Here is a 12,712-nt window from a genome sequence, read left to right on the forward strand (position 1 = left end):
TCTCCTTTCGTATATAGAGTCGGTTTGACGGCCAGCTCTATTATACCGAAAGGAGATTTGTCTGTTACAACTCTACAAGTTGAATTCTCACACAGGCAGAGCCTGTGGTTTTAAAACCAGTAATAGAAAACTCCCATAACAAGTTGTTATGAGAGTTCTTTAATATTATGTTAGCGTTGAACAACATTCAATCTGTTCATAGCCCGTTTGAGTGCTAATTCTGCCCTATGGAAGTCGACATGGTCTTGTCTTGACTGTAAGCGACTTTCAGCTCGTTGTTTTGCTTCACGTGCTCTGCTTACATCAATATCTGAAGGCTTTTCAGCGGACTGCGCAAGAATCGTTACTTTATCGGGGCGAACTTCTAAAAATCCACCACTTACAGCGAGACGATCAACATCATTTCCACGCTTTAGTCGGACTGCACTTATTGTTAGTGGAGCAACTAAAGGGATATGACCAGGTAAAATACCAAGCTCACCGTTTTCCGCTTTACAGCTAACCATTTCATAACTATCTTCCAATACTGGACCATCAGGAGTAACAACACTCACAGTTAGTGTTTTCAATGTAACCCCTCCTTGGACATGCAGGATGTATTTTCCGTTATTTGGAAAACCTGTTAAGGTAGTAGTTGAATTTACATTTATTCGCTACTTTCCTAACCTACATCTCTCATCCATATTATTCCATGCTTTTTGCTTTTTCTACAACTTCTTCGATGCGACCAACTAAACGGAATGCATCTTCTGGTAGATCATCATACTTTCCAGCAAGGATTTCCTTAAAGCCTTGTACTGTTTCTTTAACAGGTACATAAGAACCTGGCTGTCCAGTAAACTGTTCAGCAACGTGGAAGTTTTGTGATAGGAAGAACTGAATACGACGTGCACGAGCAACTGTTAGCTTATCTTCATCGGATAGCTCATCCATACCAAGAATGGCAATGATGTCCTGAAGCTCTTTATAGCGTTGTAACGTACGTTGTACCTCACGTGCGATTTCGTAATGTTCATTTCCCACTACTTCTGGATCTAGTGCACGAGAAGTCGATGCTAATGGATCCACAGCAGGATAGATACCTTGCTCAGATAGCTTACGATCTAAGTTAGTTGTTGCATCCAAGTGCGCGAAAGTTGTTGCTGGCGCTGGATCTGTATAGTCATCCGCTGGTACATAAATCGCTTGAATGGAAGTAACAGAACCTTTATTCGTTGAAGTAATACGTTCTTGTAATTGTCCCATTTCTGTTGCAAGGGTTGGCTGATAACCTACCGCTGATGGCATACGTCCCAATAACGCTGATACTTCAGATCCCGCTTGTGTGAAACGGAAAATGTTATCGATAAACAGAAGTACGTCTTGCCCTTGTTCATCACGGAAGTATTCAGCCATGGTTAAACCAGTTAATGCAACACGCATACGTGCTCCTGGTGGCTCGTTCATTTGTCCAAATACCATCGCTGTTTTAGCGATAACACCTGAATCTTTCATTTCATAGTAAAGGTCATTTCCTTCACGAGTACGTTCTCCAACTCCGGCAAATACAGAAATACCACCATGCTCTTGGGCAATGTTGTTTATTAATTCCTGAATTAATACCGTTTTACCAACTCCGGCACCACCAAATAGACCGATTTTACCACCTTTAATATATGGTGCTAAAAGGTCAACAACCTTAATTCCTGTTTCTAGAATTTCGGTTTCAGTTGATAAGTCTTCGAATTTTGGCGCTTCACGGTGGATTGGATCCTTTCTCGTATCTGCAGCCAATGGTTCGTCAAGATCAATTTTTTCTCCAAGTACGTTAAATACACGACCTAGGGTAACTTCACCTACTGGTACAGAAATCGGTCTTCCTAAGTCCGTAACCTCCATGCCACGTTGCACACCATCTGTTGATGACATAGCAATTGTTCTTACTGTGTTATCACCTAGATGAAGTGCAACCTCTAATGTAAGCTCTGTTTTTTCTGAAGAGCCTGCATCAGCATTCATTTGGACAGTTAGTGCATTGTATATTTCAGGAAGCTTATCATCATCGAACTTAACGTCAACGACTGGTCCCATAACCTGTGTAACATGTCCTTTGCTCATCGATTTCCCTCCTAACTTACTGCTTATAAACATAGACAAGCTTGCTTATTCTAGGGCAGCTACCCCACCAATAATTTCAGTAATTTCTTGTGTGATTCCTGCTTGGCGCGCGCGGTTATAAGATAATGTAAGCCCATCAATAAGGTCTTCCGCATTGTCTGTAGCACTACGCATAGCAGTCATTCGCGCTGCGTGCTCACTTGCTTTTCCATCAAGTAATGCACCATATATTAAGCTTTCCGCATACTGTGGTAACAGCACTTCTAAAATCTGCTCTTCATTCGGCTCATACTCGTACTGACTGCTTGATGCTGCAGTCGAGTCAATGTTCGTAATTGGTAATACCTTTCTTTCCGTTACTACTTGTGAAATGGCACTTACATAGTGATTATAGAAAATGATAAGCTCATCAATTTCTCCATCACTGAACATTTGAACCGTTTCAGAGGCAAGCTTTTTAATATCTGCAAAGCTTGGTTGATCTGAAAGTCCTAATATACTTTGTGCGATTGGCATATCTCGTTTTTTACAAAATTCATAGCCCATACGACCAATCGCTATTACTGTATAGTCTTCAGCAGATTGATGTCGCTCTTGAACTGTTTGATATAGCTTTCTAAGCACACTACTGTTATATGCACCAGCTAAGCCACGATCAGAAGTAATTACTAAATAGCCTGTTTTCTTTACAGCACGCTTTTGCAGCATTGGATGACTTGCATCCGAGTTTACCGCTAGATGTGCTACAACTTCTTGAATCTTATCGCTATATGGAACAAAAGCTGTTGCATTTTGTTCTGCTCGTGCCATTTTGGACGCAGAAACCATTTCCATCGCTTTTGTAATATGCTTTGTTTTCTCTGTAGAGTCAATTCGATTTTTAATGTCTCTAAGTGATGCCAAGCTTTTTCACCACCCTTCCTAATATAAGGTCGGAGGTTGAAAACGAGAGATTGAGTTGAAATAGCAGAATAATTCTATTCCTCTCACACTCTCCATCTCCAAACTCTTTTATATAGAAGAAAATGTTATTTCTTATTTTTCAGTAGGCAAGAACGTTTTCTTAAATGATTCAATTGCATCATTCATATCTGCTGCTTCTGGAAGGTTACCAGTTTCACGAATAGAAGCGAGTAATTCAGCACGGTTGTTATCAAGCCATACATGGAATTCTTCTTCAAAACGTGTAATATCCATAGTTGGAATATCATCTAGGAATCCTTTTGTTAGTGCATAGAGAATCATTACTTGCTTTTCTACTACTAACGGCTTATGCAGCCCTTGCTTAAGTACTTCTACAGTGCGTTCCCCACGGTTAAGCTTTGCTTGGGTTGCTTTGTCTAAATCAGAGCCAAACTGAGCAAAAGCTTCTAGCTCACGGAATGATGCAAGATCAAGACGTAGTGTTCCTGCAACCTTCTTCATCGCTTTAATTTGTGCGGATCCACCTACACGGGAAACAGAAAGTCCGGCATTAATTGCTGGACGTACCCCAGAGAAGAACAAATCCGATTGTAGGAATATCTGTCCATCTGTAATTGAAATAACGTTTGTTGGAATATATGCTGAAATATCGCCAGCTTGTGTTTCAACAAAAGGAAGTGCTGTTAATGAACCTCCACCTAGTGCATCACTAAGCTTTGCAGCACGCTCTAATAAACGTGAATGCAGATAGAATACATCCCCTGGGAATGCTTCACGACCTGGAGGACGACGAAGCAACAAGGAAAGCTCTCTATATGCTGCCGCTTGCTTGGATAAGTCATCATATACAACGAGAACATGCTTTCCGTTATACATGAACTCTTCACCCATTGTAACGCCTGTATAAGGTGCTAAATAAAGCAATGGAGCAGGATCAGATGCTCCAGCAGAAACGACGATCGTATAATCAAGTGCACCATAGCGACGGAAGGTTTCAACAGTTCCTCTAACAGTAGATTCCTTTTGTCCAATCGCAACATAAATACAGATCATATCTTGATCTTTTTGGTTAAGGATTGTATCTACTGCGACTGTCGTTTTTCCTGTTTGACGGTCACCGATAATTAATTCACGCTGCCCACGTCCGATTGGAACGAGTGCGTCGATCGCTTTAATACCTGTTTGTAATGGCTCATGAACAGATTTACGTGCCATAACGCCCGGTGCTGGAGATTCGATTGGTCTTGTTTTTGATGTTTCGATAGGACCTCTACCATCAATAGGCTGTCCTAACGGATTCACCACGCGTCCTAATAATTCCTCTCCAACTGGTACTTGCATAATACGACCTGTACGACGAACTTCATCGCCTTCTTTTATTTCAGTGTAAGGACCAAGGATTACGATACCTACGTTCGATTCCTCGAGGTTTTGCGCCATTCCCATTACACCATTTGAAAATTCTACTAGCTCTCCAGCCATGACATTATCAAGACCGTGAGCACGAGCGATACCGTCTCCAATTTCAATAACTGTTCCGACATCACTTACTTCTATATCAGAATCAAATGATTCGATTTGCTGTTTAATCAGTAGACTGATTTCCTCAGCTTTAATGCTCATACCATTTCACCCCTATCATCAATTGTTCGAAGTTATAATATTTCGTTCGATACGTTTTAATTTCCCGCTAATCGTACCATCAATAATCGTATTTCCAATGCGGATTTTAATCCCACCAAGTAAGGAAGGATCAACCTTGTTTTCAAGATGAACAACACTTTTATTGAAGCGTTTGGCAACAGTTGTCTCCAAATCCTTCAGTTCTGCATCGGATAACTTTCGAACAGAATGTACTGTTGCTTCTGCAACGCCTCTTGCACTATTGACCAGATTAATAAAATTTTCGATAATCGAGGGTACTAGTGCTACGCGATGACGCTCTGCAAGAAGTTTAAGTGTATTAAGGACGTCCTTCGAGCAATCCTTAAACACTTCATCAATAAATGTCGTTTTTTGTGAAAGCGTTATACGAGGATGTGCGAGAAATCCACGAAGCTGCTTATCTTCTTGAAACACTTGTTTGACTACACGGAATTCTTCCATTAACTGGTCTAGTGCAGCCTTATCATTCCCAAGCTGGAAAAGAGCATCTGCATATCGTTTGGCAACTATTGCTTCACTCATCGCTCTTCTCCTACCTCTTTAATATATTCATTGATCAATTTTTCTTGATCTTGTGCACTAATTTCTTTTTCAATTACTTTACTTGCAATAAGAACGGATAAGGATGCAACCTTATCTTGAAGTGCTTGCAATGCCTTTTCTTTTTCGTTTTGTATATCAGCTTGTGCAGCTTGCTTAATGCGTTCTGCTTCTTGACGAGCAGATTCAATAATATTTTGCTCTTGCTTTGTCCCAGCAAGTTTCGCATCTTCAATAATCTTTTGTGCTTCTTGTTTCGTCTGCAATAATTGCTCTGCGGCTTTTTTAGAGGATTCCTCTGCTTCCGCACGGCTCTTTTCAGCTGCTTCGATTTCACTTGCTACATATTCTTCACGTTTTTGCATCATGGAAACAACAGGTCCCCAAGCAAATTTTTTCACTAGCAATAGCAATACAACGAAGAAGAATAGCTGAATGAACATTTCTAACGGACGAAAGCCACCAAGCGCAGCATAAACATGTGTAAGTCCAGTAAATGCTTGCACAATATTCACTCCTTTCACCTTGATTGGTAAACCTTTTTGTATCGTTCATGATTGTTTCGGCTAATTCATTAAAAACAACGGCGAAGTTTTCTTCAAAAGATATCCTTCGCCATGAATAGGTTGCCTGCTCAAGGAAATTTCCTTTCAAGCATCAGTAAACCGGAGTAAAATTGCCGCTTACTGGAACATTACGATCAAAGCAATAACGGTTGCGATAATAGGCATCGCCTCAACCAAACCAACACCAATAAACATGGTTGTTTGCAATTGACCTTTTAATTCTGGTTGACGTGCGATTCCTTCCACTGTACGACTCACGATCAAACCGTTACCAATACCTGCACCTAATGCACCTAATCCTACTGCGATTGCAGCTGCTAAAGCTCCCATAATATAAATCCTCCTCAATGATTTTTATCATTTTAATATTATTTCCGGTTTTAATAGTTTCCTACTAAAACTGGTTTTTTAATGTTTTCATGTACTGCTTGCTTATACGCAATGGGATAATTCCACAATCGATTAGTGATCTTCACTGACTTTATGTGAAATGTAAACCATTGAAAGCATGGTGAATATAAACGCTTGGATCCCTCCAATAAACACACTAAATCCTTGCCATGCAAGAAACGGGACAGATCCAAAGACGAAGCCTAACACGCCAGAGGTTGTTAGCCCTACAAGCAAGCTTAATAATACCTCACCAGCGTAAAGGTTACCAAACAAACGAAGACCTAATGTCAATGTATTGGCAAACTCTTCAATAATTTTAATCGGAAACAAAAATGGCACTGGTCGAAAATAGTCTTTAACATACTCTTTTCCACCTTTCATCTTAACACCATAATAATGGGATAAAATAACTACCATCGCCGAAAGAGTCAACGTAATCCCCGGATCAGCAGTTGGTGATTTCCACCATACATCTCCACCAACGACTACATTCGTCATTACCCCTAGCATGTTTCCAACAAGAATGTACGTGAAAAGCGTTATTGCTAGTGGTAAGAAAAGCTTCCCTGTTTTCCAATCCATGGTGTCATTAATGATTCCTTTAATAAATTCAAGAATCCATTCCATGACATTTTGCGCACCTGTTGGCTTCATTTGTAATTTTCTTGCGCCCCAGACGCTTAGTAAAAATACAATCAACGATGTGATAAACATCATTAAAATATTAGATAGGTTTACATCCATCCAAGGAATGCCAAAAATGTCTTCCACTATCGGTGCACCATGATTCATCATTATTCACCCCTCTTTCCAGCTTTATCCTTATTTTGAAACATCATAAAATCTATCATAATGACTATATAGGAAGTCATTAATCCTATTATGACAGCAATAATATGGAATTGTTCTTCATATCGAAGTGCAATCAGAACGACTAGCGCTGCAGCTGCGAACCTTGACAGCATCCCTATACCTCGAGAAGATTGTTTTCTTGCAATAGCTTCTGTAAATTCAAGCGTCTTTTTTTGCAACAGGTATAGGTTATAAAAGCTTGCAATCGTTCCCAACAACAGACCTAGAAAGACCTCCATAAATGGAGTGATTCCAGCTCCAAGCAAAAACATCGCGAGAAGGTAAAGCATCCATTTCCGTTGTCTAACTATCATTTGTTCATAATCTGACATCTTCCATTCTTCTCCCGCTTGGATTTCACCCATTTATTGTTATTCTCTTTGAATTAAGATTAATTATGTACTGGAAACGTGAAATGAAGACCTTCCGAGGAAGATTGCTCATTTTTCACAAAAAACATACGCAGAAATTCAACACTCCTCATAATGAAGAATGTAATTGCTTCTTTCTTTTAAGTTTGAAAGAAAAATTCCTATCAATGTTTCTATCCAGGTGCGTTTTCTAAGAGAATTTGCACGCTTCGACAAAAATGCGCAAATATTGCAGTTTACAATGAAAACCATACCATTCCACACTAAGCAAGTTTACAATAGCAATAACCTGTTGTCAATTGGTTTATGCGTTTATTTGTAAATCTATTCCCGCTTATTTTTTGGGTGTTTGACGAGAAATTTTTGTTCTTTTACGTGTCCTGTTTATTCGCTTCTAATCATTAATGAAAAAATGAAAACACCTGCTTCTCATTTTCAGAGGAGCTTGGTGTTTAGCGCTTGAAAATTCACCCTATAAATAAAAGTATTTGCAAGAGAACCTTATCCTCTATTATATCGGATTATGATAGGTGATTATTTGACATTTATGTGAAGAAATTAATGAAACGAAAAGTAGTTCCTATTTTCTTTGTGGTTATATACTTATTCGAATCTATTTCTCGGAAGCAAAAAGTGGCTTCCTCCAATATTTTTAGATACAAGTCGAACTACCATAAGTTTCAGGAAGTGCTTCCTTCTTGTACTTTGAAACACTTCCCATTTAAGGGCGAGGGTTTATGACAAGCACTCATGCTAGGGTAAAATTTGAAAATCTAGCTCATGATTTTCAAATGTGCCATTCTCCAAATGAACAGTAAGCATTACTTTATATAGGCCTGGTTTCCCAAGATCCGCTTTATCCATTTTCCCATCATTTAAACCTGCTGATGCATCTTTTAGCTGAAGTAATGTTCTTTCATAGATTAATGTATCTGGATCATACAGTTCAATGCGTACCTCTTTTGCAGCCTCTGCTAAATACAGCTGGTACGTAAATTCATCTTCTGAAAATGGTTCTAATTCAAAGCTAAAGCCCATTGCTCTCGGATAATCCGCTGTCTTATTAAGAAAAACATACGGTAAATGATAGGTTTGATCTTGTTGATTTAAGGTAAGCCAGCCTTGATGTAGTCCTTCCTTTAACAAATTAGAAGTAACTGAAAGCTCAATTGGAACTTTTTTCTTTGCATGCTTTGGAATCGTAAATCTTTGTGGTAAATGCCAGCTTATTCCGTTCTTTTTAATTGGAATATGAAACGTAAACGTTTGAGGTGTATTACTTGTATTTTCGATTGTTATATTAGTTACGTTCGTTTTACGAAATGCATCAATTTTGCCAAAGCTTATGGATTGATTATAAATGATCGTCTTTGCATTTATTGCCTTCATAGGATTTACTAATCCTGTTCCTTGGGCAATTGGCTCAATTGATTGGCCAGACTCCTTTACGAGTTGATTTGCCGTCGTTTTCAGTGCGGCGGTTATTTTTTCATTAGACCAAGATGGACGAGCTTCCTTTAGTAAAGCGATAACACCTGCTATATGCGGAGCTGCCATACTTGTTCCTTGCAGACTTTGATAGCCTCCGGGAACCGTGCTAACAATATTTGTACCTGGAGCAATAAGATCTGGTTTTACCTTCCAATTCATTGTTACCGGTCCACGTGAGCTAAACGGGGCTACCGTTGCATTTTCTATTTCATAACGTGTTGCAACAAACGGATACAATTGCTCACTATAGTTTTTTAACCACAATCCCGATTGCTTGGAAATGGAAGCTACTGGAATGGATAATGTGTCCGCGCTATCTGCTACTGTACCTTGAAAGCTTCCTTCTTCATTGTTATAGATGAGTGCCGCCACTGCTCCTTGTTCTTCCGCTTGTTTTGCTAGTTGAGAAAAAGGAATTTTACCACGTGAAAATAAAGCAATCTTTCCTGCTAAATCTTCCGCTTTCGTTGCTTGGACAATTTCATAATCCTTCATCAAATTCCAAGGGATTGCTCCGTGCATTGATTGTATCGCAATGGTTTTATCTTCTTTTTCAATCGATAGCATTGGTTTTTCGATTGGACTAGCATATGCGCCAACTGAGATAGCTTTAGTCGCTGTTGCGGGCGCGCCAACTGTCCAGCGACTTGGACCATTATTGCCATTTGCAATGACAACAGAAGCCCCAAGCTCTGTTGCCCGGTTAACTGCCTGACTCGTTGGATAATCAGGGCCATTTATCGTATTTCCTAAAGATAAATTAATCACATCCATCTTATCCTTTACCGCCTGCTCCAATGCCGCAATCACTTGTACAGAAGTTCCAACTCCGCCTGGGCCAAGCGCTCGATATGCATAGATCCTTGCATTTGGGGCAACGCCTTGCATAGTACCGTTTGCAGCAATAATACCTGCTACATGTGTACCGTGGAGAGTCGCTATACCTTCTGCTGGTTTTGTTTCCATAGGATCCTTATCTAAATCCACTAAATCATAGCCACCAGCATAATTCGTTTTTAAATCTGGATGGGTATAATCGATTCCTGTATCAATGACGCCAACTTTCACTCCATTTCCCGTATATGGAGTTTGATTCATTTCGTGTGGTAAGTAATTATTTTCTCCCAATGCCGATTGCAGCATTCGTTTTGTTTGAAACGAACTGCGCAATTGATCAGCTTCCGATTTTCCTATCTCTATTTTATCCACTTCGTACGTTCTAACCGCATGCATCGTTTTTACAAACTCTAATGTAGCAAGCTTCTCCAGTTTTCTAACATCTCCTTTTAACGCAAGGCCTTGAAACAATTTTTCGTACGTAGCAATGACATCTAATGAAGGGTAGTATGTCTCAATATATTCCTTTCGTTCCTGTGGTTTCCCATCTACTTCAATAATAATAGATTGTTGTTTTTGACTAGTGGAGGAATCTGAAAAAGCAAATGTAACAGTGGGAGCTGCAAGCATTAACATGAATAAAAAAATGTAAAATATTTGCTTAATTTGGTGCATGCCATTTCTCCTCGCATTGTATATTTAGGCATTGTTTTCTACCTATCTCTACAGGCCGACGCTTTCCACGGGCTTGAGCCTCCTCGCTCACAATGAACGCTCGCTGTGGGGACTCAAGAATCATGCTATTGCCGCAGGAGTCTCCGCCTTACATTCCAGATAACAAATTTTAAACAGATTGTACTATGATAACTACGTAACATATCGCAGCAGGTCTTTTTATCTGTAGCTTTTGTTAATAAATGAAAATAATACATCTGCGAATCGTTTTCATTTTATGAAAAACTAGCACTTGGGTAGCTTCCCTATCGCTGTAATCCTTTAACTGCCGATCGTTGATTTCCTTCCACTCTCCCACAACAAAAAGGTTTCGTTCATATGAACGAAACCTTTTTATACCTTGTACTGTAAGAGCGATTATTTTTCCGTCTTAAAGTAATCTATAATCGCATCTGCTATCCGTCGTGATGCTTTACCATCTCCATATGGATTAGATGCTTGCGCCATTTCTGCATGTTTTACATCATTTGTTAAAAGTTCATTAGCAAGTGAAAAGATTGTGTTCTCATCCGTACCTGCTAGCTTTAATGTTCCAGCCTCGATTCCTTCTGGACGTTCTGTCGTATCCCTTAGAACAAGGACTGGCACTCCTAAAGATGGGGCTTCCTCTTGGACACCACCAGAATCTGTTAAGATGAGATGGGCACGAGCAGCAACGTTATGAAAATCGATCACCGAAAGCGGCTCAATTAAATCAATTCGATCGGTTTCTCCTAAAATAGCAGCTGCTGTTTGGCGAACTACTGGATTTAAATGAACTGGATATATAACATGGATATCCTTATGTTCATCCACTAGTCGTTTAATTGCTCGAAACATTTGCTCCATGTTATTGCCTAGATTTTCACGTCGATGTGCAGTCATTAAGACAAGACGCTTGTCCGCGATTTCATCTAAGATAGCATTTTTATAGGAATCATTTACCGTCGTTTTTAATGCGTCGATGGCTGTATTACCAGTAACAACAATATGATCTGCACGTTTATCTTCCTGTAATAGGTTTTGCTTTGATTTTTCTGTTGGAGCAAAATGCAGATCCGCGATTACTCCGGTTAGTAGACGATTCATTTCTTCAGGATACGGAGAAAACTTATCCCAGGTACGTAAACCAGCTTCAACATGGCCGACTGCAATTTTATTGTAAAATGCTGCAAGTGAAGCAGCAAACGTCGTACTCGTATCACCGTGCACTAAAACCATGTCTGGTTTAGTTTCTTTCATCAATTCATCTAATCCTTCTAAAACACGTGTGGTAATTTGTGCAAGTGATTGCTGTTGCTTCATTACATTTAAATCGTAGTCAGGCGTAATATCAAAAATCTCTAGCACTTGATCGAGCATTTCACGATGCTGCGCAGTTACCGTAACAATCGGTTCAAATACGTCCACTCGTTTCTTTAACTCTAATACTAATGGTGCCATTTTGATCGCTTCTGGTCGTGTACCAAAAATCGTCATAACCTTTATACGCTTCCCCAATATATTCCCTCCACTTTTTTCTGAAAGTGCATTCACTTTCTCTTGTTTCGGAATGCAACGCTTCAGCCTAGTTATCTTGTTCCATATAAACGATCGCCTGCATCTCCAAGCCCTGGAATAATATACGCTTTTTCATCTAATTTTTCATCGAGAGCTGCTAAATAAATATCAACATCTGGATGTGCTTCACGAATTCGCTCGACACCTTCAGGCGCACCAATCAAGCACATTAAGCGGATATGTTTCGCACCACGTTTCTTTAAAGAATGGATGGCATCATTTGCTGATCCGCCTGTCGCTAACATTGGATCAATCACAATTAATTCACGTTCAGATATATCAGAAGGAAGCTTTATATAATATTCTACAGGTTCAAGTGTCTCTGGGTCACGGTACAAGCCAACATGGCCAACTCGTGCAGCTGGAATTAATTTAAGCATGCCATCCACCATACCTAAGCCTGCACGCAAGATTGGAATTAGTCCAATCTTTTTTCCTGCCAATACTTTTGCATTCATTTCCATTACAGGCGTTTCAATTTTTTCTTCACGTAATGGTAAATTTCTTGTGATTTCAAATGCCATTAACATAGCAACTTCATCTACAAGCTCGCGAAATTCCTTTGTCCCCGTATTCTTATCTCTTATGTACGTTAATTTATGTTGAATTAACGGATGATCTAAAACATGTACATTACCCATAATGTGTCCACTCCTTCTTATTAATTACATCTTTAAAATTGTACTGAAAAATTGATTAGGA

The 12,712-nt window shown here is 39.5% G+C and carries 12 protein-coding genes; all 12 read right to left on the reverse strand.

The genetic code is table 11. The annotated features are described in order from the left end of the window. Positions 1-170 precede the first annotated feature (170 nt). A complete protein-coding gene (locus tag QBK89_RS05960) occupies positions 171-569 on the reverse strand; it encodes a F0F1 ATP synthase subunit epsilon (RefSeq protein WP_284140121.1) in 399 nt (132 codons plus the stop codon). 115 nt (positions 570-684) lie between these two features. Continuing rightward, positions 685-2,097, reverse strand: coding sequence for a F0F1 ATP synthase subunit beta (gene atpD / locus QBK89_RS05965; protein ID WP_284140122.1), 1,413 nt, complete (start codon positions 2,095-2,097; stop codon positions 685-687). A gap of 45 nt (positions 2,098-2,142) precedes the next feature. Next, positions 2,143-3,000: an ATP synthase F1 subunit gamma gene (gene atpG / locus QBK89_RS05970; RefSeq protein WP_284140123.1), complete on the reverse strand. Its 858-nt coding sequence runs from the start codon at positions 2,998-3,000 to the stop codon at positions 2,143-2,145. A gap of 132 nt (positions 3,001-3,132) precedes the next feature. Then, positions 3,133-4,644, reverse strand: a complete 1,512-nt coding sequence (atpA, locus tag QBK89_RS05975) for a F0F1 ATP synthase subunit alpha (protein WP_284140124.1) — start codon at positions 4,642-4,644, stop codon at positions 3,133-3,135. 18 nt (positions 4,645-4,662) lie between these two features. Beyond that, positions 4,663-5,208 carry a F0F1 ATP synthase subunit delta gene (locus tag QBK89_RS05980; RefSeq protein ID WP_284140125.1) on the reverse strand — a complete coding sequence of 182 codons (546 nt, stop codon included), beginning with the start codon at positions 5,206-5,208 and terminating at the stop codon, positions 4,663-4,665. Then, positions 5,205-5,732: a F0F1 ATP synthase subunit B gene (atpF, locus tag QBK89_RS05985; RefSeq protein ID WP_284140126.1), complete on the reverse strand. Its 528-nt coding sequence runs from the start codon at positions 5,730-5,732 to the stop codon at positions 5,205-5,207. Before atpF ends, QBK89_RS05980 begins: the two co-directional genes overlap by 4 nt. Before the next feature lie 177 nt (positions 5,733-5,909). After that, positions 5,910-6,122 carry a F0F1 ATP synthase subunit C gene (atpE, locus tag QBK89_RS05990; RefSeq protein ID WP_284140127.1) on the reverse strand — a complete coding sequence of 71 codons (213 nt, stop codon included), beginning with the start codon at positions 6,120-6,122 and terminating at the stop codon, positions 5,910-5,912. 132 nt (positions 6,123-6,254) lie between these two features. Next, on the reverse strand, positions 6,255-6,977 hold the full coding sequence (gene atpB, locus QBK89_RS05995; protein ID WP_284140298.1) for a F0F1 ATP synthase subunit A: 723 nt from the start codon (positions 6,975-6,977) through the stop codon (positions 6,255-6,257). A 2-nt stretch (positions 6,978-6,979) separates the two neighbouring features. Beyond that, positions 6,980-7,402 (reverse strand): ATP synthase subunit I, encoded by a 423-nt coding sequence (locus tag QBK89_RS06000; RefSeq protein WP_330949171.1) that lies wholly within the window; start codon positions 7,400-7,402, stop codon positions 6,980-6,982. Between the two features lie 759 nt (positions 7,403-8,161). Continuing rightward, positions 8,162-10,411, reverse strand: a complete 2,250-nt coding sequence (locus QBK89_RS06005; RefSeq protein WP_284140128.1) for a S8 family serine peptidase — start codon at positions 10,409-10,411, stop codon at positions 8,162-8,164. 417 nt (positions 10,412-10,828) lie between these two features. Beyond that, positions 10,829-11,950, reverse strand: coding sequence for a non-hydrolyzing UDP-N-acetylglucosamine 2-epimerase (wecB, locus tag QBK89_RS06010; RefSeq protein WP_284140129.1), 1,122 nt, complete (start codon positions 11,948-11,950; stop codon positions 10,829-10,831). 71 nt (positions 11,951-12,021) lie between these two features. Further along, entirely contained in the window at positions 12,022-12,651 is a 630-nt protein-coding gene (gene upp / locus QBK89_RS06015; RefSeq protein WP_284140130.1) for a uracil phosphoribosyltransferase, read from the reverse strand. Between the last annotated feature and the right edge of the window lie 61 nt (positions 12,652-12,712).

The organism is Virgibacillus sp. LDC-1, from assembly GCF_030137545.1.
GTDB lineage: Bacteria > Bacillota > Bacilli > Bacillales > Amphibacillaceae > LDC-1.

Coding starts and splice junctions, on each gene's coding strand:
- atpD (WP_284140122.1), bottom strand. CDS start 2,097: ATGAGCAAAGGACATGTTACACAGGTTATGGGACCAGTCGTTGACGTT.
- atpA (WP_284140124.1), bottom strand. CDS start 4,644: ATGAGCATTAAAGCTGAGGAAATCAGTCTACTGATTAAACAGCAAATC.
- QBK89_RS05980 (WP_284140125.1), bottom strand. CDS start 5,208: ATGAGTGAAGCAATAGTTGCCAAACGATATGCAGATGCTCTTTTCCAG.
- atpE (WP_284140127.1), bottom strand. CDS start 6,122: ATGGGAGCTTTAGCAGCTGCAATCGCAGTAGGATTAGGTGCATTAGGT.
- atpB (WP_284140298.1), bottom strand. CDS start 6,977: ATGAATCATGGTGCACCGATAGTGGAAGACATTTTTGGCATTCCTTGG.
- QBK89_RS06000 (WP_330949171.1), bottom strand. CDS start 7,402: ATGGGTGAAATCCAAGCGGGAGAAGAATGGAAGATGTCAGATTATGAA.
- QBK89_RS06005 (WP_284140128.1), bottom strand. CDS start 10,411: ATGCACCAAATTAAGCAAATATTTTACATTTTTTTATTCATGTTAATG.
- upp (WP_284140130.1), bottom strand. CDS start 12,651: ATGGGTAATGTACATGTTTTAGATCATCCGTTAATTCAACATAAATTA.